Raw genomic sequence first — 20,098 nt, 5'->3', positions numbered from 1 at the left:
GTGTACGCGCACGGGGTGGTCAACCTCGCACCTCGCACCTCGCACCACGCACCACGCACCACGCACCACGCACCACGCACCCCCAGCCGCCCACCCGCACCCGGGCACGCCCACCCCCGCGCCCGCTAGGCTTGCCGGGTGAGTGAAGTCGAGATCGGTGCAGGCAAGCGCGGACGTCGGGCGTACGCGTTCGACGACATCGCAGTGGTCCCCTCGCGGCGCACCCGCGACCCGCAGGACGTCAGCGTCCAGTGGTCGATCGACGCCTTCACGTTCGAGGCCCCGATCCTCGCGGCGCCGATGGACTCCGTGTCCTCGCCCGCGACGGTGATCCAGATGGGCCGTCTGGGCATCCTCGGGGTGCTCGACCTCGAGGGCCTCTGGACCCGGTACGAGGACCCCGAGCCCTACTACGCCGAGATCCGGGCGCTCACCGACGGCAACGTCACCAAGCGCATGCAGGAGATCTACGCCGAGCCGGTCAAGGCCGAGCTGATCACCGCGCGCCTGGCCGAGATCCGTGCCGCCGGTGTCCCGGTCGCCGGCTCGCTCAGCCCGCAGCGCACGCAGGAGTTCTCGAAGACGGTCGTCGATGCCGGCGTCGACCTGTTCGTCATCCGCGGCACCACGGTGTCCGCCGAGCACGTCTCGCAGAACACCGAGCCGCTCAACCTCAAGAAGTTCATCTACGAGCTCGACGTCCCCGTGATCGTCGGTGGCGCCTCGACGTACACGGCCGCACTGCACCTGATGCGCACCGGTGCTGCCGGCGTCCTCGTGGGCTTCGGCGGCGGTGCTGCGTCGACCACGCGTGCGGCGCTCGGCATCCACGCGCCGATGGCGACCGCGGTGGCCGACATCGCCGGTGCCCGACGCGACTACATGGACGAGTCCGGTGGCCGCTACGTGCACGTCATCGCCGACGGCGGTCTCGACACCGCCGGCGACGTCGTCAAGGCGATCGCGATGGGCGCCGACGCCGTCATGCTCGGCACCGTCCTCGCCCGCGCCTCCGAGGCCCCCGGCGGCGGCTTCCACTGGGGTGCCGAGGCCCACCACCCGGAGCTGCCCCGCGGCCGTCGGGTCGAGGTCGGGACGATCGCCCCGCTCGAGGACGTCCTCAACGGCCCCACCCCGACGTGGGACGGCCGCGCGAACATCGTCGGCGCCCTGCGTCGCTCGATGGCGACGACCGGGTACTCCGACGTCAAGGAGTTCCAGCGAGTAGAAGTGGTCGTGGCGCCGTACCACCGCTGACGGCGGTGCGCCCGGTCCTCCGGGTGACGCCCGGCGCCTGAGCAGAGCACGCAGGTGCTCGGGTGCGCGGAGGCGACCATGGCAACGACGGTCTCAGGCAAGAAGGCACCGACGGGTGCGTTCGGCACGGCAGGGTTCGATCCTCGGGCGAGGCTCGGCCCGGACGAACGGGCAGCGGCCATCGAGACGCTGAAGACCAAGGAGCTCGACGTCCTGGTCGTCGGCGGCGGGATCGTCGGTGGCGGCAGCGCCCTCGACGCCGTGACGCGTGGACTCAGCGTCGGCATCGTCGAGGCGCGCGACTGGGGCTCGGGCACGTCGAGCCGGTCGTCGAAGCTCGTCCACGGCGGCATCCGCTACCTCGAGCAGCTCAACTTCGCCCTGGTGCGCGAGGCCCTCATCGAACGCGGCCTGCTGCTGCAGCGCATCGCCCCGCACCTGGTGAAGCCCGTGCGCTTCCTCTACCCGCTCAACCACCGCGTGTGGGAGCGCTTCTACATCGGCATCGGCATGGCGATGTACGACGCCTTCAGCTGGTCCGGCGGGCGTCCTCCCGGCGTCCCGCACCACCGGCACCTCACCCGCACGCAGGTGCTGAAGTCGATGCCGTCCCTGAAGAAGGACGCCTTCGTCGGCGGCATGACCTACTACGACGCGCAGGTCGATGACGCCCGCTACGTGTCCTCGCTCGTGCGGACGGCAGCCGCCTACGGCGCGCACGCCGCTGCACGGGTCCGCATCGAGGGCTTCATCAAGGTCGGCGAACGCGTCGTCGGAGCCCACGCGCACGACATCCAGACGGGGGAGCGGTTCGACATCCGCGCGAAGCAGGTCGTCAACGCGACCGGCGTCTGGACCGACGACACCCAGGCGATGGTCGGCACCCGCGGGCAGTTCAAGGTCCGGGCGTCCAAGGGCGTGCACCTCGTCATCCCGCGTGACCGCTTCCAGTCGAACATGGGCATGATCCTCCGCACGGAGAAGAGCGTGCTGTTCGTGATCCCGTGGGGCCGGCACTGGCTGGTCGGCACGACGGACACCGACTGGTACCTCGACAAGGCGCACCCGGCCGCCACCGCTGCGGACATCGACTACATCCTCGAGCACGTCAACACGGTCCTCCGGGTCCCGCTGACGCGCGAGGACGTCGAGGGCGTCTACGCCGGCCTCCGCCCGCTGCTCGCCGGCGAGTCCGACCAGACCTCGAAGCTCAGCCGCGAGCACGTCGTCACCCACACCGCGCCCGGCCTCGTCGTCGTCGCCGGTGGCAAGTGGACGACCTACCGCGTGATGGGCAAGGACGCCATCGACGAGGCCGTCGCCGCGATGGACGGCACGATCCCGGCGTCCACCACGCAGGACATCCCGCTGCTCGGCGCCGAGGGCTACCCGGCCGCGTGGAACAAGCGCGGTCGTACCGCCCGGTCGTTCGGCCTGCACAAGGTCCGCATCGAGCACCTGCTGAACCGGTACGGCACGCTGACCACCGAGGTGCTGCAGCTCGTCAAGGAGGACCCCGCGCTCGCCGAGGCCCTGCCGGGAGCCGACGACTACATCGGCGCCGAGGTCGTCTACGCAGCCTCGCACGAGGGCGCCCTGCACCTGGAGGACGTGCTCGCCCGCCGCACGCGGATCTCGATCGAGGCCTGGGACCGTGGCGAGTCCGCCGCCCCCGTCGCCGCCCGGCTGATGGCCGGCGTGCTCGGCTGGGACCAGGAGCAGACCGAGGCCGAGGTGGCGAACTACCGCAAGCGCGTCGCGGCCGAGCGCGAGTCCCAGCTCCAGCCCGACGACGAATCCGCCGACCGCGTGCGCCTCGAGGCGCCGGACATCGCGTTCGGCTTCGACGAGGACGACGTCGTGCCCGGCGGCGGCCGCAGCGACGGCGCCGAGGGCGCCACCGCGGACGACGAGCAGGTCGTGGGCGAGAAGACCACCGAACCCAGCTGACCGGCTGGGTACCCACCGGACGGGAGGCTCATGGCTGGCTGGCCACGAGCCTCCCGTCCGTCACATGGCCGGCCGACCTGTGGAGAACGGAATGGACGGTCCCCGGCGGTGGTTAGCATGGGAGTCCTGGGAAAGGGAGCCATCATGGTCGACGTTCATCGCGTCAAACTCCCCGGAGTCGGCGTACTGCACAGCTTCTACACCGACGACGGTGGCAAGTGCGGGGTCATCACGCACAGGTCGGGTCACTCCGACCTCATCTCCTTCGCCGACGTCTCGGACGGCGCCGACAAGTCGGAGAAGGTCTCGCTGCGCCTCAGCGACGACGAGGCCCACACGCTCGCCGAGCTCCTCGGTGGCACCCGCATCACGGAGGGCCTCGACAAGCTCGACGAGATCCCCGGCCTGTCCATCGACTGGTTCTCCGTCGACTACGAGGACGCCATCGCCGGCAAGCCGCTCGGCGACCTGCACGACTCGGGCTTCATCGGCCTGACCGTCGTCGCGGTCGTCCGTGGCGACAGTGCCAACCCCGCCCCCTCGGCCGACTTCGTCGTCTTCCCCGGCGACACCATCGTCGTGGCCGGTTCCCCCGAGAAGGTCACGAAGGCCTTCTCCTTCTACCGCAGCGGTGAGCTCGCGGCGGCTGCTGCTGCCGAGGCGCCGCCCGGAAGGTAACCGGCATGCACCTCGGTGGTGAGCTGCTCACCATCGGAGCCCTGTTCCTCATCGCCTACGTCCTCGGACGACTGGGCAAGCTGATCGGCCTGCCGGCCATCCCGATCTACATGGTCGTCGGGCTCATCGCGAGCCCGCACACGCCGTGGATCGGGCTGAGCGTCGAGTCGCACACGATCGAGCTGATCGCGACCTTCGGGTTGATCCTGCTGCTGTTCAACCTCGGGCTCGAGTTCGACCAAGAGGAGTTCTACGGCAACGCCGGCAAGCTCCTGGTCTCCGGCGGCACGTACGTCGCGATCAACATGGCCGTCGGCTTCGCGTTCGGGTTCTCCCTCGGCTGGGGCACCCGCGAAGCCCTGGTGATCGCGGGCATGACGGCGACCTCGTCGAGCGCGATCGTGACGAAGCTCCTCATCGAGCTGCGGCGGCTCGCGAACGACGAGACCCCGATGATCCTCGGGGTCACCGTGATCGAGGACGTCTTCATCGCGATCTACCTCGCGATCGTGTCCGTCGTGCTCTCCGGTGACACGAACATCTGGGGCGTGATCGGCAAGCTCGCGCTCGCGTTCGGCTTCCTCATCGTGATGTTCACCCTGGCGCGGTACGGCGGCAAGCAGGTCTCGAAGCTCTTCGCCACCCGTGACGACGAGCTCTTCACCGTGCTGTTCTTCGGCCTCGCGGTGATGTTCGGCGGCATCGGCGACCTGCTCGGCGTGACCGACGCCATCGGGGCGTTCGTCATCGGCCTGCTCTGCGGGGCGACGCGCTACCGCGACCGCATCGAGCAGCTCGCGCTCCCGATGCGTGACGTCTTCGCCGCGTTCTTCTTCGTCAACTTCGGCCTCGGGCTGGACATCGCGACCTTCGGCGAGGTGTTCTGGCCGGTGCTCGCCGCGATCGGCATGACCGTCGTGCTGAACGCCGTCGCAGGCCAGCTCGTCGCGAGGATGAACGGCTTCAACGTCCAGCAGGGCATCAACACGGCCGTGATCCTGGTGAACCGCGGCGAGTTCGCGCTGATCCTCGCGACGCTCTCGGCTGCCGCCGGGCTGGAGGACCGGATCACCGCGTTCGCGGGCCTGTACGTCCTCGTCATGGCCGTGCTCGGCCCCGTGCTCGCCATCAACTCGGACCGCATCGGCCGCCTGGTGATCCGTCCGGCGCGGGTCCGCAAGCTGCGGGGGCGCGAGCGCGCCGCGGCGGAGGCCGCCGCCGTCCGCAAGGCCGAGCGGGACCGCCGCTTCGCGGAGGAGATCGCGCTCGTGGAGGCGGCTGGCAGGGACGAGCGGGAGAATGGGCAGCCTGTGGCGACCCCCGAGCCCGAGACCGTGAGCCTGGGGACGTCGTCGATCGAGACCCCCGCCGAGCGCCCCGAACGCCCGGCCCGTCCGCGTGACCCGGAGTACTGATACAGATGTGGGCAGTCGCCCGACGACCGAGGTGGATCGCGTTGCTGCTGCTCGCGCTGGTCCTCGCTGCGGTGTTCGCCTTCCTCGGCAAGTGGCAGCTCGAGCGGAGCATCGAGAACGGCAAGCCGCTGCCGGCCAGCACGGAGACCCGCAAGGTGCTCTCCGACGTCTCGAAGCCCGAACGCGGCGTGGGCGACAGCCTGGCTGGCCAGCGGGTGACCGTCACCGGCCGCTTCGTCGCCGGTGACACCACCGTGCTGACCGGCCGCAGCGGGGGTGGTCGCTACCAGACCGTCGGACACATGGTCGACACGTCCACGGGGGCGAGCCTCCCGGTCGTCGTCGGGTGGTCCGACCAGCGGGCAGCCGCCGTCGCCGGTGGTGACCGCCTGGCCGACGGCGCGACCGTCACCGTGCAGGGCCGGTACTACCCGTCCGAGTCCCCGGACCAGGACGCCTTCCAGCGTGACGAGTACTCGGCGGTCGCCCCCGCCCGGTTCGTCAACACGTGGAAGGCGTTCGACGACCGGATGTACGGCGGGTACGTGGTCGCCGACGGCACCACTGCGTCCGCAGCCGACCTCGGCACCGTCGCCGACCGGGCACCCACGCGCGAGGTCCAGTTCGACTGGCTCAACCTGTTCTACGCGGTCGAGTGGGTCGTCTTCGCCGGCTTCGCCGTGTTCCTGTGGTGGCGCTTCGTGAAGGACACCTGGGAACGGGAAGAGGACGAGCGCCAGCAGGCCGACCTCGCCCCCTCCGGCCTGACCACCGAGCGACGATAGGCTTCCCACATGGCTCTGACCGTCCGTACCCGTGACGTCCCCAAGATCCCGGGGGCCGTCCGGTTCTACCGTGCCTCCGCGTACGTGACCGGCGTGCTCCTGCTCGCCCTGGTCGTCGAGGTGGTCATCAAGTACACGCCGATCCAGCGCGAGATGCAGATCGGCGGCGGAGCGTTCTTCGTCCCGAACGGCACCGCTGGCGAAGCCCCCGGCACCTTCAACCTGTCGATCGCGATCCTCATCGCTCACGGTTGGCTGTACGTCGTGTACCTGTTCGCCGATTTCCGCCTGTGGAGCATCATGCGCTGGCGGCCGTCGCGCTTCCTGCTCATCGCGCTCGGCGGCGTCATCCCGTTCATGTCCTTCGTGGTCGAGCACCGCATGCAGCAGACCGCCATGACCACCTACCACGAGCTGACCGCTGCCCAGCAGCGTGAGAAAGAGAGCGCTCGGTGAGCGAGACCGACCAGCGTCCCGTCCTCGTCGTCGACTTCGGTGCGCAGTACGCGCAGCTGATCGCACGACGCGTCCGCGAGGCCAACGTCTACAGCGAGATCGTCCCCCACTCGATGTCGGCGGAGGAGATCCGCGCGAAGGACCCCGCAGCCATCGTGCTGTCCGGCGGCCCGTCGTCCGTGTACGAAGACGGTGCCCCGGCACTCGACGGGGCCATCCTCGAGCTCGGTGTCCCCGTGCTCGGCATCTGCTACGGCTTCCAGGCCATGGCGACCGCACTCGGAGGCACCGTCGCGAACACCGGGCTCCGCGAGTACGGCGCGACCGCGGTCGACGTGACCGGCACCGACTCGGTGCTGCTCGGTGGTCAGCCCGAGTCCCAGACCACGTGGATGTCGCACGGCGACTCCGTGTCCGAAGCGCCCGCGGGCTTCGAGGTCCTCGCATCGAGTTCCTCCACCCCGGTGGCGGCCTTCGCGTCGGACGAGCGCAAGCTCTACGGCGTGCAGTGGCACCCCGAGGTCAAGCACTCCGCGTTCGGCCAGGCCGTGCTGGAGAACTTCCTGCACCGCGCCGCCGGACTGCCGGGTGACTGGAACTCCGCGAACGTGATCGACGAGCAGGTCGCCCGGATCAGGGCGCAGGTCGGTTCTGCGCGCGTCATCGCCGGGCTCTCCGGTGGGGTCGACTCCGCCGTGGCCGCTGCCCTGGTGCACAAGGCCGTGGGCGACCAGCTCACGTGCGTGTTCGTCGACCACGGGCTGCTCCGCGCGGACGAACGCAAGCAGGTGGAAGAGGACTACGTCGCCTCCACCGGTGTCCGACTCATCACCGTCGACGCCGAGCAGCAGTTCCTCGACGCCCTGGCTGGTGTCAGCGACCCCGAGCAGAAGCGCAAGATCATCGGGCGCGAGTTCATCCGCACGTTCGAGGCGGCGGCAGAGGCCCTCGTGCTCGAGGCTCGTGCTGACTCGTCGGACGACGGCCAGGTCGAGTTCCTCGTGCAGGGCACGCTCTACCCCGACGTGGTCGAGTCCGGCGGCGGTGCCGGCACCGCGAACATCAAGTCGCACCACAACGTCGGCGGGCTGCCCGAGGACATGACGTTCAAGCTCGTCGAGCCGCTGCGCACCCTGTTCAAGGACGAGGTCCGCGCGGTCGGTCGCGAGCTCGGGCTGCCCGAGGTCATCGTCGGTCGCCAGCCGTTCCCCGGCCCCGGCCTGGGCATCCGGATCGTGGGTTCCGTCGACAAGGAGCGCCTGGAGATCCTGCGCGCGGCCGACGCCATCGCCCGCGCCGAGCTCAGCGCCGCCGGTCTGGACGACGAGATCTGGCAGTGCCCGGTCGTGCTGCTCGCCGACGTCCGCTCCGTGGGCGTGCAGGGCGACGGTCGCACGTACGGGCACCCCATCGTGCTCCGTCCCGTGTCGTCCGAGGACGCCATGACCGCCGACTGGACCCGCCTGCCGTACGACGTGCTCGCGAAGATCTCGAACCGCATCACGAACGAGGTGCGCGACGTGAACCGCGTCGTGCTCGACGTCACGTCGAAGCCGCCGGGGACGATCGAGTGGGAGTGAGTCTCCCGTCCTGAAGGGGTTCGGCGCGTGAAGCGTCGGGCCCCTTCGTCGTTCGGGGCGGGGTTCCGGGCTGAGGTCGCACTCCGTGTCGCCTCCGCGCTCCGCGAGCCGACACGAAGTGCGACCTCAGCGTGGGCGTCGGCGTCGGCGTCGGCGTGGACGTGGGGGCGTGGGCGTGCGCGTGGGAGCGGGCGTGGGCGGCGCGGGGACGGACGCCGGGTGCCGAGGGCCGAGGCGCGGGGCGCGCGGCCGGTGCGGGCGGGGTACCTGGCGCCGAGTGGTCACGACTCACCGTCTGCGTGTCGCCGGGCGGTCAGAGTTCGTCGGCCGCGGCATCGTCGAGCGACGGTTCGTGGCCGCTCGACGAACCTGAGCGGGGTGTTGCGACCGGTCCGCGGCGGCGGGGGCCGCGGGGCGGGACGCGCTACGACGGGGGCAGGACGCGCTACGACGGGGGGCGGGACGCGCTCCGACGGGCGCGGGCGCCGGCGAGGGCGGGAACGACGAAGGGCCCCGGCGTGTGCCGGGGCCCTTCGGGTGTTCGTGCTAGTTGCGGGAGCTGCTCGCGATGATGGCGAGGATGCGCAGGATCTCGAGGTAGAGCCAGACGAGCGTCACGATGAGCCCGAACGCGGCTGTCCACCCGTAGATGCGCGGGGCGCCGCGCTCGACACCGGTCTTGATCTGGTCGAAGTCGAGGATCAGCGAGTACGCGGCCATGATGACCACGAAGATGCCGATCAGGACGCCGAGCGGGATACCGAAGAAGGTCACGCCGAGGAGCCCGAACGCGCTGTTGGTCACGCCGGTGAGCGAGAGCACGATGTTCACGAGCGAGAACGCCATGTACCCGACCATCGCGATCAGGAAGAACTTCGTCGCCTTGGGCGTCGCACGGACCTTGCCGGAGCGGAACAGCAGCAGGGTGACGAAGAACACACCCAGCGTGCCGAAGATCGCCTGCGTGACGATGCCCTCGAAGGCTGAGTTGTAGTGGCCGGAGATGCCACCGACGAAGAGCCCCTCGAAGAACGCGTAGGCGAGCACGAGCCCGGCGGACGGCTTCTTCTTGAAGGTGTTGACCAGCGCCAGGACGAACCCGATGATCGCGCCCGCGATCCAGACGATCGGGGGGAGGTTCCACCCGGCCACGGCGCCGACGACGAGCACGCCGAACGCCATGAGCGTCTTGACGATGGTGTCCTCGTACGACATGCGGTCCGTGTCGACGGTGTTCGCCGCCGGACGGTCGTACATGTACTGCAGCTGCTCGGGCGTCATGCCGGCGGACTGCTGCGGCGTCGCGCCCCAGCGGTTCTGCTGCTGCGAGCCGGCGCTCCAAGCGTTCCGGCCCGCGTCGTTGAAGGCGGGGGACTGATCGAAACCGGGCTTGAAAGCCATGGTGTCCTCGTGATTCCTCTGGTCGGATCGTGAGCGGGAACGACGGATGCGTTCCTTCGCGTCCTCTCAGCCTAGGTGCGCAGGTCGACGAAAGGCTGAGGATTCGCGGCAAGCGGACGGCGGTGCTGCTGCCGTCGCGAGCACTCTACGGGCGCGTGCTGCGGGAGCCCCCGGCGATCGACGGGAGTTCGCCGAGAGCACTGCGTCCACGGCAGCCGCAGCGGGGGTTGACACGAGTAAACCCGAGCGCGACGATGGGTCCTGCAACGACGCACACCCGCCAGCAAGGAGCCAGCATGACGTTCACCCTCGGCATGGTCGGAGCCGGCCAGTTCTCCAGCCACTTCGCCACCCTCTTCGAGAAGCACCCGGGCATCTCCGCGGTCTACGCCACCGACGTGCTCCCCGAGCGTGCCGAACAGCTCGTCGAGGAACTCCACCTCGCCGGCACGTTCCCGTCGTTCGAGGACATGCTCGCCAGTCCTGACGTCGACGCCGTCGCGATCTTCACGCAGCGGTGGACGCACGGCCCGCTCGTGCTCCAGGCCCTCCGCGCCGGCAAGCACGTGTACTCGGCCGTCCCGATGGCCACCGCACTGACGGAGATCGAGTCGATCATCGCGGCGGTCCAGGAGACGGGCCTCACCTACATGATGGGCGAGACCAGCCAGTACAACCCGGCGACGGTGTTCGCCCGCCAGAAGGCCGAGCAGGGCGCCTTCGGCCGGGTCTTCTACGCCGAGGGCGACTACGTCCACGACATGGACCTCGGCTTCTACGACGCCTACAAGTACAGCGGCGGTGACGAGTGGAAGGCCACGGCCAGCTACCCGCCCATGTGGTACCCGACGCACGCGATCGGCGGCGTCCTCGGAGCGGTCCCGCGGCACGCGACGAGCGTCAGCTGCATCGGTGTCCACGACGACCGCGGTGACGGGGTCTTCGACACCGAGGTCAGCATGTTCGACAACGACTTCTCGAACATGACCGCACTGTTCGAGCTCGACGGCGGCGGGTCCATGCGCATCAACGAGTTCCGCCGCGTGGGCTTCCCCTCGTTCATCCGCGAGAGCCGCTTCCGGTGGTTCGGCACCGACGGCAGCTTCGAGCAGCTCGTGACGAACTCCGTCTGGCAGGACCGTGAGGGCGTGACCGACGTGTCCGACCAGCTCGAGAACCGTCCGACCATGGAGGACGACGACCCCCGCCTGGCCGACGTGTCGCCGGCACTGCGCAGTTCCTTCGTCTCCGGGCACGCGCCCGTGCACGACGCCCTGACGGACCGGCTGCCCGCCGAGTTCGACTTCGCGCCGAACGGGCACGAGGGCTCCCACCAGCTCCTCGTCGACGACTTCGTCCGCGCCGTGAACGACGGCGTGCTGCCGCCGGTCAACGCCTGGCAGGCCTCGCGCTACACGCTGCCCGGCCTCGTCGCACTCGAGTCCGCCCGCCGTGACGGCGAGCGGCTGCCGATCCCCGACCAGGGTGACGCGCCCGTGGCCGTCGGGGAAGCCCTCCCGGCGGCGCAGCGGGTGTCATGATCAGGACGTGAGCGAAGCACCGGAGCGGCCGACCCGCAAGCCGACCCGGCGCGACGTCGCCCGGCTGGCCGGGGTCTCGGACGCGGTGGTGAGCTACGCCCTCAACGGTGGAGCACCCGTCGCCCCGGACACCCGGCGCCGGGTGCTCGCCGCGGTGGCGGAGCTCGGCTACCGGCCGAACCAGGCTGCACGGGCGCTCCGCTCGGGATCGGCCCGCACCCTGGTGCTCGCGGTGCCCGACCGTGACGACCCCGTCTTCGCGAACCCGTTCTTCGCCGAGTACGCCGCGGCGATCGAGTCGGCGGCACGCGAGCGCGGGTACGCCCTCTACTCGACGGCGACCTCCTTCGAGCCCGACGGACTCCGCGCGCGCTTCGAGGAGTTCGCCGCACGGATGGTCGACGGCGTGCTCGTGCTCTCGAGCGGGGCCGCCGACCGGTCCGCGATCGACCCGGTCGGACTGCCGTGGGTGGACCTCAACGCACCGGGGGCACGGGACGGCGTTGCGAGCGTCGGCACCGACCTGCGTGCCGGTGCCGAGCGCGCAACCGAGCACCTGCTGGACCACGGTCGCACGCGGGTGGCCTTCGTCGGCCAGCTCGACGACCGCGAACCCCGCCACAGCGGATGGCGGGCGGCGTGCGCGAGCCGGGGCGTGCCTCCCGGCCGGGTGTACGACGGCGGCTACACGCGTGACGGGGGCTACGTGTCCGGACTCCGGATCGCCGACGAGGACGACCGGCCCGACGCCGTGTTCGCCGCGTCGGACCGGACTGCCGTCGGCGTGCTCCGGGCGTTCCATGAGCGCGGCGTGCGCGTGCCGGAGGACGTGGCCCTGGTGGCGTTCGACGGCTCGTGGGAGGCCGAGTACACGTGGCCGCCGCTGACGACGGTTCGGCAGCCGATCGAGGCGATGGCGGATGCCGCCGTCGCCCGGGTGCTCGACCCCGCTGGTGAGCGCGCTCACGCCGAGTTCGACGCGGAGCTGGTGCTGCGGGCGTCCTGCGGTCCCCACCGCTGACGGCACTGGAGGCCCGGACCGGCTCACCGGTCAGATCGCGATCACGACGTGGCCGGTGCCGCGGTCCGCGCCGACGTCTGCGCCGTCGTTCACGCGCAGGTCGGGTCGATCGACACCGCCTGGTGGACGTCGGCGGCGTACTGGCGGCCGCCGGCTCGGTACTCGATGACCAGGTCGTCCGCGGTGCCGGACTCGGCCGTCCGCCGCAGGTGCACGACGAGGTCGACGTGCTCCCCGGCCGGGACCGTCCTGCCGAAGGCCGTGCGGGGTGTGCCCCAGCGGCGGTCGGGCTCGATCGGCCAGGGTCCGAACCCGGTGCGATAGTGCGACCCGACGTCCACCAGGGCCGCCCCGACGACCTCGAGGTCACGTGCGCCCTCGGCACGGACCGCCTCGATCGTGATCGGACCGTCCGCGTGGTGGTCGACGCTGATGCCGAGGCCGACGTCCCGGTACTGCGCCGACAGCGCGCACGAGGACACGCCGGAGTCCGGGTAGCTGAGTGGCGCGCGGGGCGGGTCCCCGGCGCAGCCGCCGAGCCCGGCCGCAGCGAGACCGACGAGTGCGATCGACCTGGAGCGCCTCACCGCACGACCGCGCGCTTCGGGGTGCCGACCCAGTAGTCGCTCGTGCCGCAGATCTGTCGGGTCTTCCCGTTGATGCGGTAGTTCAGGGCTGCCTTGTCGGTGTACCCGGTCTTCGCGGTCAGGTCGATGCCGAGCGGGCCGACGAAGCGGACGCCGTGGGACCAGACGTTCGCGGCGGTCGTCGAGCGGGTGGTGTCGGTCCCGCTCGCGTACGGGCGGCAGTAGGTGGCCGACGGTGTGGGGGCCGAGACCACCCAGGCCCCGCCGTCGAAGCGGTTCGCCTTGACGACGTGGTTGTAGACCTGGTTCTGCGTGGAGCCGACGGGCCGGCACCACTGCGCGTACTTGCCGAACCGGAACTGCGTCTCGTAGGACCGCCCGCCGGTGCGCTTGCCGAAGTCGATCTCCACGCTGGACGCGCGGCTCGTCGTGCCGGCCTGCGCCCACGTCCTCTTCGAGCCGTTCACCGAGTACGCGACCCCGAGGCTCGTCGCAGCGCCGGCGCGGTAGACGAACCGGCCTGAGGAGCCCGAGACCATCGCGTACGTCGACCCGACGACGACGCGTCGGGAACCGATGTTCTTCAGCAGGGTCTCCCCGCACACCTGCGTCCGTGGTGCGCCGCCGGACGAGCGCGTGCCGCCCACGGGCAGCCCGGCAGCGGCGGCGTCCGGCACGGTGCCGGTGCTCCTGACCGTGCCGGTGGTGACGTCGGTGCCGAGGCCCTCGGCGGGTGTCCTGCCGCGACGCGTGTCCGTCGCCGAGCTGTCCTGGTCGGGGTCGACGAGCGTCGTCCGGCCGTCGACCTGGACGAGCCTGCGGGTCAGGGCGAACGGGGCGAACGCGGTGCCGTCGACGGCGCGGACCTCGAGGTCGACCAGGCCCGCTGGCGACGCCACACCGCGGAGCCGTTCGGTGTCCGCGATCGTGACGGCGAAGCGTCCGCCGGCGTCGACCGCTCCGGCGGCGACCTGCTCGCTCGTGCGCGATGCGCCCTCCTGCGAGGGACCAGGTGCGTCGTCCTGCGGGATCGCGAAGACCGCGACCGGGGCACCGGCTCGGAACGGGGCGCCGTCTGCATGCTGCAGCAGCCCGCGGACGGTGGAGGCGCCAGCCGCGCCAGCCGCGCTGGTGTCGGCGGCGAACGACGGCGACGCGGTCATCAGGGAGGCGGCGAGGCCGACGGGAAGCAGGAAGCACAGAGCAGGGCGCACGGGGCACCTTTCGTCAGGAGCGGGCCGGTCGGCGGTGACCGTGTCGACACCGTAGAAGTCGTCGCACTCACATGTCAACGGTCAGATACGAGCTGGGGACCGATCGCGTCGGTCTCTGTCCACGACGTGGAAACCGTGGGCCCGTATGGTCGGGAGCATGACCACGACGGTGATCGCCCACCGAGGTGCCTCCGGGTACCGGCCCGAGCACTCGCGGAGTGCGTACGAACTCGCGATCGAGCTCGGCGCCGACGCCATCGAGCCGGACCTCGTTCCCACGAAGGACGGCGTCCTGGTGCTCCGGCACGAGAACGAGATCTCGGGCACGACCGACGTCGCCGCACACCCCGAGTTCGCCGACCGTCGGACGACCAAGACGGTCGAGGGGAGCCGGCTGACCGGCTGGTTCACCGAGGACTTCACCTGGGACGAGCTCCGCACCTTCCGCACCCGGGAGCGCCTGCCGGAGCTCCGCCCGGGCTCGGCAGCGCACGACGGGGAGGACACCATCCTCCGACTGGAGGACCTCCTCACCCTGTTGGACGACGCCCCTCGTCCGGTCGGCCTGGTCGCCGAGGTGAAGCACGCCACGTACTTCGAGCAGGCCGGGCTGCCGATGGCGTCGCTGGTCGGCGACGCGCTCGCCGCGACCGGGTGGCGCGGTGACGACCGGCTCACGGTCGAGAGCTTCGAGAAGACCGTCCTGCGCGAGCTCGGCTCGCGGGGCGTCGGTGGTCGGCTCGTCTACCTCCAGGAGGCTCGTGGCAGCGCCGCAGACGAGATCGCCGTCCACGGGTCGACGGCTCCCACCTTCGCGGACGAGCGCACGGACGTCGCGCTCCGGGCGCTTGCCGAGCAGTTCAGCGGGATCAGCGTGGACCTCCGGACGCTGATGGCCGGGGTGGACGCGGTGGCGCTCGACGACCCACGGCCCGTCCGGTCGGACGTCGTGGAGCGGGCGCATGCCGCCGGGCTGCAGGTCTTCACGTGGACCCTGCGGCCAGAGAACCGGTTCCTCCCCGCGCCGCTGCGTCGAGGGGGCGAGGTCGCCGGCCTCGGGGACTGGGAGCGGTGGTTCACGTCGGTCATCCGCACGGGGGTCGACGGGGTGTTCGCCGACCACACGGACCTCGCCGTCCGGGCGCGGGCGCTGGTGGCGGGTCGCTCGACGGAGACCACCGCCTGACGCCTGACGCCCGACGCGCTGGGCGGGTCAGCAGCGGCCGTGGATGCCGACCGTGGTGTGGGTGTCCACGCGCCACCGCGTCGCGCCCTGGCTGTAGACGACGCTGATGCCGCTCGCGGACCCACCCTCGGCGCTCGTGCGGCGGACGTGCACCACGAGGTCGGCGTGCTCGCCCGGGCGGACCAGGGCGCCCGCGGCCGGCTCCACGTCCGGCCAGCGCTCACGGGACAGCGGGAAGTCGGTGGAGCCGATCCGACCGGCGCCCGCCGGGAACCGCACCAGCACGGTCTCGACCACGCGGACGCCGTCGTGGTCGGCGACCTCGACGGCGTCGATCCGCACGGGCTCGGTGATCGGGTGCTCGGTCCCGTCGAGCTGGATGCCGACGCCGAAGTCGCGGTGGCGCGAGACACAGCCGAACGCGTCCTGGCCGCCGCCGTCGAGGTGCTGCAACGCACCCTCGGCGTGGATCGGCCACCCGGATCCGACGGACCCGATCATCGCCGCAGCTGCGAGGATCGCGCCCCCGATCCGCGCAGCGGTCCCGATGCGTGTCATCCGCGTCCCCCCTTCGTCCGGCCCCGACGTCCTCCGCTCATCATGCCGGGCCGAGCCGGCGGGACGGGGCCGCGCCGAGCCTCCCGTCGGTCGTGTCGCCGGTACCGGGCCCCGGTGACGGCTGTCGGGGGCCGCGCCTAGACTGTCCCGGACATGACGATCGTGCTCGACCCATTCGACTCGACGCCCGAGCCGGGCGCCGGGGCCCGCGCCTACGAAGACCCGTTCACCGCCGGTCTGAACCCCCAGCAGAAGGAAGCGGTCGAGTACCGCGGCGAATCGCTGCTCATCGTCGCCGGAGCCGGTTCCGGCAAGACGAGCGTGCTCACGCGGCGCATCGCGCTGCTGCTGGCGAACCGCGAGGCCTGGCCATCGCAGATCCTCGCGATCACGTTCACGAACAAGGCCGCCGCCGAGATGCGCGAGCGCGTGCGTGCGCTCGTCGGGCAGGCGTCAGAGGGCATGTGGATCTCCACGTTCCACTCCGCCTGCGTGCGGATCCTGCGGCGTGAAGCCGAGCGGTTCGGGTTCCCGCAGTCGTTCACGATCTACGACTCCGCCGACTCGCGGGCCCTGCTCAAGCGGATCATCAAGGACCTCGAAGCCGACACCCTCGGGCTGACCGTGGGGGCGGCGGCGTCGAAGATCTCGAAGCTCAAGAACGAGCTGCAGGACGTCGACTCGTACGCACGGAACATCAACGCGAACGACCCGCAGGAGGTCATGTTCACCGAGGTCTTCCGTCGGTACACGAACGACCTGCGGCGCGCGAACGCCTTCGACTTCGACGACCTCATCGGGCAGACGGTGTTCCTGTTCCGGGCGTTCCCCGAGGTCGCCGCGCTCTACCAGCGCCGGTTCCGCTTCATCCTGGTCGACGAGTACCAGGACACCAACCACGCGCAGTACTCCCTGATCCGCGAGCTCACCCGGCCGGTCCCGGTGGAGCAGGTCGACCGGCTCGAGGACGAGGGCCAGCACGTCGCCAGGATGCGCGAGACCGACGGCTCGATCGCCGGGGCGTCCCTGACCGTCGTCGGTGACTCCGACCAGTCGATCTACGCGTTCCGCGGGGCGGACATCCGCAACATCGTCGAGTTCGAGCGGGACTTCCCGAACTCGAAGGTCATCCTGCTCGAGCAGAACTACCGCTCGACCCAGAACATCCTCGACGCCGCCAACGCCGTCATCGCGAACAACTTCGACCGCCAGGTGAAGAACCTGTTCACCGAGGTCGGCGCCGGCGACAAGATCGTCGGGTTCACGGGCTACACCGGGCACGACGAGGCCCAGTTCGTCGCCGACGAGATCCAGCGCCTGCACGAGGACGGCACGGACTACCGCGACATGGCGGTGTTCTACCGCACGAACTCGCAGACCCGTGCGCTGGAGGAGATCTTCATCCGTGCGGCGATCCCGTACCGGGTGCTGGGCGGCACGAAGTTCTACGAGCGTGCGGAGATCAAGGACGCGATGGCGTACCTGATCACCGTCGCCAACCCCGCCGACCCGCTGGCGCTCCGCCGCGTGCTCAACGTGCCGAAGCGCGGGATCGGGTCCGTGACCGAGACCACGCTGCAGCGCTACGCCGACGACCACGACGTGACGATGCGCGAGTCCCTCCGGCACGCGGACGAGCTCGGGTTCGGGCCGAAGGTGCGGAACGCGATCACGGCGTTCGCGGCGCTCCTCGACGAGGTCTCCGCGAAGGCCACCGAGCAGCCCGTCGTCGACACCCTCACCCAGCTGATGGACGGCTCCGGGCTCCTCGAGCAGCTCCGGAAGTCGCCGGACGCGCAGGACTCCGCCCGTGCGGACAACATCGACGAGCTCGTCGCCGTGACCCGCGAGTTCCAGAAGAACAACCCGGACGGCACGCTGAGCGACTTCCTGACCGAGGTCTCCCTGGTCGCCGCGGCGGACGAGCTCGACGACTCCTCCGGCACGGTGTCCCTGATGACGCTGCACACCGCGAAGGGCCTGGAGTACGACGCCGTCTTCCTGACCGGCATCGAAGAGGACCTGCTGCCGCACCGGATGTCCGCGAACGAGCCCGGCGGACCGGCCGAGGAACGCCGGTTGTTCTACGTCGGCATCACCCGCGCCAAGAAGTCGCTGTTCCTGTCGCTCGCGATGACCCGTGCGCAGTTCGGCGACGTGAACGTGGCGATGCCCTCCCGGTTCCTGCAGGAGATCCCCGAGGGGCTCATCGAGTGGAAGCAGTCACCCGGCATGGCGAACAGCCGCGGCGGGACGCAGCCGCGTGCCCTCAACGCCAAGCGTGACGGCGGCTTCAGTGGTGGCGGCGGAGGCGCCGGCGGCGGTGGGTACCGCGGGGGCGGCGGCTGGGGCAGCGGCTCCTACGACCGCGCGGCCGCGGCGGCGAAGACCCGCCCGAAGACCGAGTGGGCGAACCGGGTTTCCGGGCAGGTCCGCGACAACGGCGACATGGAGCTGGCTGCGGGCGACCGCATCAAGCACGTCGACTTCGGCGAGGGCACCGTCGGAGCGGTGTCGGGCCAGGGCGCCAAGCGCATCGCCGAGATCACGTTTGATGCCGCCGGGCGCAAGAAGCTCCTCATCAAGATCGCCCCGATCGAGAAGCTCTAGCGCACCATCCGCGCGGGCCGTGGTCGTCGGTTGTCGGTCGTGTGTCGCGTGTGCGCTCATGCGCGGTGGTGCGTCCTGGCGCCGCACAACGGAAGTCGGCTCGCGCCACGGACATCCGCGGCGCGAGCCGATTCCGGTTGCGCGAGTCCGGTCGGAACCGCCGGGGACGAGCGGCGACGGCGACGGCGGTGCCGCGACGCGACCCGAAGCGATCGCGCGCCAGCTACCGCACCGCGCGCCCGCTACCGGACCGCGCGCCCGCTGCCGAACCGCACGACGAGCCCGGCGATCGCGGCACCCACGAGCGGCGCGACGATGAACAGCCACAGCTGCCCGAGCGGTTCCCCGCCGCCGTAGACCGCGGCGGCGATCGAGCGTGCCGGGTTCACCGACGTGTTGCTGACGGGGATCGAGATGAGGTGGATCAGCGTCAGCGTCAGGCCGATCGCGACCGGGGCGAGCGCGCGGTACTCCGGCTTCGCGGTCACGGAGAGGATGACCCCGAGGAACACCGCCGTCAGCACGACCTCGATGAGCAGGACGGACCACAGCCCGTAGCCGCCGGGGGACGCGGAGCCGAAGCCGTTCGAGGCGAAGCCGCTGTCCCGTGCGGCGGAGAAGGCACCGGGCTTGCCGGCGAGGACAGCCGCCAGGATGCTCGTCGCCACGACCCCGCCGAGGACCTGCGACACCCAGTACCCGACCAGGTGCTTGGCGTCGGTGCGGCCCGCGACCCACAGCCCGAGCGTCACCGCCGGGTTGAAGTGGCCACCGGAGATGTGCCCGACAGCGCTGATGCCGGCGACGAGCGTCAGGCCGAACGCGAGCGCGACACCGAGGTACCCGACGCCGAGGGCGTTGTCGGCGTCGGGGAACGCCGAGGCGAAGAGTGCGGTGCCGACTCCGCCGAAGACGAGCAGGAAGGTGCCGAAGAACTCGGCGCCGTAGAGCTGCAGGGTGGGGCGTGCGGCCGCGTCCTCCTCGCGCTGCTCGGAGGTGGAGTCGTCGACGTCGCGGTCGTCACGCATGGTGCTCCTCGGGGTGGGCAGGCGATGCGCGCCTGCTGTGGTCCACTCAGAGAACCATCGCGGTCCCGTTCTGTCCGCAGAACGCGCCTTCCGACGGACGACGGACGACGGACGACGGAGGACGGACGACAGACGACAGACGACGGACGCCGCACGACGGACGCCGCACGCCGCACCCGTGTCAGGGCTGCAGCACGCTCGACGTCCACCCCTCGTCCGTCGACCGGTACTGCAGCCGGCGGTGCATCCGGTCCCGGCTGCCGTGCCAGAACTCCACCGACACCGGCTCGAGGCGCCATGCCGCCCAGGACTCCGGCCGCGGGACGTCGTCGCCGGCGTCCTCGAGCAGGGCGTTCGCGTCGTCGATGAGGTCCTGCACGGTGCCCTCGAGCGGTGCGGACTGCGCGGCCACGGCGGTCGCCGCGCGGGACTTCGGCGAGCGGGCGGCGAAGAGCTCGTCGGACTCGGCGTCCGACAGGCGCACGACGACCCCCTCGAAGCGGAGCTGCTGCATCGTCTCGCGCCAGTAGACCTGGAGCGCGGCGGCGGGGTTCGCGGCGAGCTGGCGGCCCTTGGGGCTCTCGGTCGAGGTCCCGAACAGCAGCCCGCGGTCGTCGATCGTCTTCACGTCGACGGTCCTGGCGGTGACGATCCCGTCGGCTGCGGTCGCCAGGGTCATCGAGAGCGGTTCGGCGACGTCGTCCTCCTCGGCGCCGGCGAGCCACGCGCGGGCGACGTCGAAGGGCGAGGCGGGCGGGTCGTCGAACTCGGGGAACGAGAACGAGGTGTCACCGGAGAGCGGAGCAGAGGCCATGTCCCCAGCCAACCCGC

17 protein-coding genes are annotated in these 20,098 nt (G+C 70.9%); 11 read left to right on the top strand and 6 right to left on the bottom strand.

The window, feature by feature from the left end:
* Positions 1-138: 138 nt before the first annotated feature.
* The 7 genes from BIU98_RS12785 (at position 139) to guaA (ending at position 8,121) form a co-directional block, all read left to right on the top strand.
* Positions 139-1,257 (top strand): GuaB3 family IMP dehydrogenase-related protein, encoded by a 1,119-nt coding sequence (locus BIU98_RS12785; RefSeq protein WP_071276610.1) that lies wholly within the window; start codon positions 139-141, stop codon positions 1,255-1,257.
* 78 nt (positions 1,258-1,335) lie between these two features.
* Complete coding sequence (locus BIU98_RS12780; RefSeq protein ID WP_071276608.1) at positions 1,336-3,207, top strand: glycerol-3-phosphate dehydrogenase/oxidase; 1,872 nt, start codon at positions 1,336-1,338, stop codon at positions 3,205-3,207.
* 144 nt (positions 3,208-3,351) lie between these two features.
* Positions 3,352-3,885 carry a cation:proton antiporter regulatory subunit gene (locus tag BIU98_RS12775; RefSeq protein ID WP_071276606.1) on the top strand — a complete coding sequence of 178 codons (534 nt, stop codon included), beginning with the start codon at positions 3,352-3,354 and terminating at the stop codon, positions 3,883-3,885.
* 5 nt (positions 3,886-3,890) lie between these two features.
* Positions 3,891-5,300 (top strand): cation:proton antiporter, encoded by a 1,410-nt coding sequence (locus BIU98_RS12770; RefSeq protein ID WP_071276604.1) that lies wholly within the window; start codon positions 3,891-3,893, stop codon positions 5,298-5,300.
* A gap of 5 nt (positions 5,301-5,305) precedes the next feature.
* Positions 5,306-6,085, top strand: a complete 780-nt coding sequence (locus BIU98_RS12765) for an SURF1 family cytochrome oxidase biogenesis protein (protein WP_071276602.1) — start codon at positions 5,306-5,308, stop codon at positions 6,083-6,085.
* Positions 6,086-6,094: 9 nt separating this feature from the next.
* Positions 6,095-6,541 carry a DUF3817 domain-containing protein gene (locus BIU98_RS12760; protein WP_071276600.1) on the top strand — a complete coding sequence of 149 codons (447 nt, stop codon included), beginning with the start codon at positions 6,095-6,097 and terminating at the stop codon, positions 6,539-6,541.
* Positions 6,538-8,121 carry a glutamine-hydrolyzing GMP synthase gene (guaA, locus tag BIU98_RS12755; RefSeq protein ID WP_071276598.1) on the top strand — a complete coding sequence of 528 codons (1,584 nt, stop codon included), beginning with the start codon at positions 6,538-6,540 and terminating at the stop codon, positions 8,119-8,121. The genes BIU98_RS12760 and guaA overlap by 4 nt, the downstream gene beginning before the upstream one ends.
* A gap of 546 nt (positions 8,122-8,667) precedes the next feature.
* On the opposite strand, the gene BIU98_RS12750 is transcribed toward guaA, so the two are convergent.
* Positions 8,668-9,522, bottom strand: coding sequence for a Bax inhibitor-1/YccA family protein (locus BIU98_RS12750; RefSeq protein ID WP_071276596.1), 855 nt, complete (start codon positions 9,520-9,522; stop codon positions 8,668-8,670).
* Between the two features lie 296 nt (positions 9,523-9,818).
* Between BIU98_RS12750 and BIU98_RS12745 the strand changes: the two genes are divergently transcribed.
* Together BIU98_RS12745 and BIU98_RS12740 are read left to right on the top strand one after the other, a co-directional pair.
* The gene (locus BIU98_RS12745; protein WP_071276594.1) at positions 9,819-11,063 is read left to right on the top strand and encodes a Gfo/Idh/MocA family protein; all 1,245 of its coding nucleotides are present in this window, start codon (positions 9,819-9,821) and stop codon (positions 11,061-11,063) included.
* A 7-nt stretch (positions 11,064-11,070) separates the two neighbouring features.
* The gene (locus BIU98_RS12740) at positions 11,071-12,084 is read left to right on the top strand and encodes a LacI family DNA-binding transcriptional regulator (protein WP_071276592.1); all 1,014 of its coding nucleotides are present in this window, start codon (positions 11,071-11,073) and stop codon (positions 12,082-12,084) included.
* An 89-nt stretch (positions 12,085-12,173) separates the two neighbouring features.
* Here BIU98_RS12740 and BIU98_RS12735 read toward each other — a convergent pair whose 3' ends face one another.
* Together BIU98_RS12735 and BIU98_RS12730 are read right to left on the bottom strand one after the other, a co-directional pair.
* Positions 12,174-12,671, bottom strand: a complete 498-nt coding sequence (locus BIU98_RS12735; RefSeq protein WP_071276590.1) for a hypothetical protein — start codon at positions 12,669-12,671, stop codon at positions 12,174-12,176.
* On the bottom strand, positions 12,668-13,885 hold the full coding sequence (locus BIU98_RS12730) for a hypothetical protein (protein ID WP_139200723.1): 1,218 nt from the start codon (positions 13,883-13,885) through the stop codon (positions 12,668-12,670). Before BIU98_RS12730 ends, BIU98_RS12735 begins: the two co-directional genes overlap by 4 nt.
* A gap of 157 nt (positions 13,886-14,042) precedes the next feature.
* Between BIU98_RS12730 and BIU98_RS12725 the strand changes: the two genes are divergently transcribed.
* Complete coding sequence (locus BIU98_RS12725; RefSeq protein ID WP_071277059.1) at positions 14,043-15,071, top strand: glycerophosphodiester phosphodiesterase family protein; 1,029 nt, start codon at positions 14,043-14,045, stop codon at positions 15,069-15,071.
* Between the two features lie 27 nt (positions 15,072-15,098).
* Here the strand turns inward: BIU98_RS12725 and BIU98_RS12720 are convergent, their stop codons facing one another.
* On the bottom strand, positions 15,099-15,629 hold the full coding sequence (locus BIU98_RS12720; protein WP_071276586.1) for a hypothetical protein: 531 nt from the start codon (positions 15,627-15,629) through the stop codon (positions 15,099-15,101).
* A gap of 153 nt (positions 15,630-15,782) precedes the next feature.
* Between BIU98_RS12720 and BIU98_RS12715 the strand changes: the two genes are divergently transcribed.
* Entirely contained in the window at positions 15,783-18,239 is a 2,457-nt protein-coding gene (locus BIU98_RS12715) for an ATP-dependent helicase (RefSeq protein ID WP_071276584.1), read from the top strand.
* A 242-nt stretch (positions 18,240-18,481) separates the two neighbouring features.
* On the opposite strand, the gene aqpZ is transcribed toward BIU98_RS12715, so the two are convergent.
* Complete coding sequence (gene aqpZ, locus BIU98_RS12710; protein WP_083393229.1) at positions 18,482-19,267, bottom strand: aquaporin Z; 786 nt, start codon at positions 19,265-19,267, stop codon at positions 18,482-18,484.
* Positions 19,268-19,448: 181 nt separating this feature from the next.
* Positions 19,449-20,081 carry a pyridoxal 5'-phosphate synthase gene (locus BIU98_RS12705; RefSeq protein WP_071276582.1) on the bottom strand — a complete coding sequence of 211 codons (633 nt, stop codon included), beginning with the start codon at positions 20,079-20,081 and terminating at the stop codon, positions 19,449-19,451.
* Positions 20,082-20,098: the final 17 nt, after the last annotated feature.

This window comes from Curtobacterium sp. MMLR14_010, assembly GCF_001865015.1.
GTDB lineage: Bacteria > Actinomycetota > Actinomycetes > Actinomycetales > Microbacteriaceae > Curtobacterium.
The sequence above is the reverse complement of the archived record's forward strand: the minus strand, read 5'-3'. Positions and strand labels throughout refer to the sequence as shown.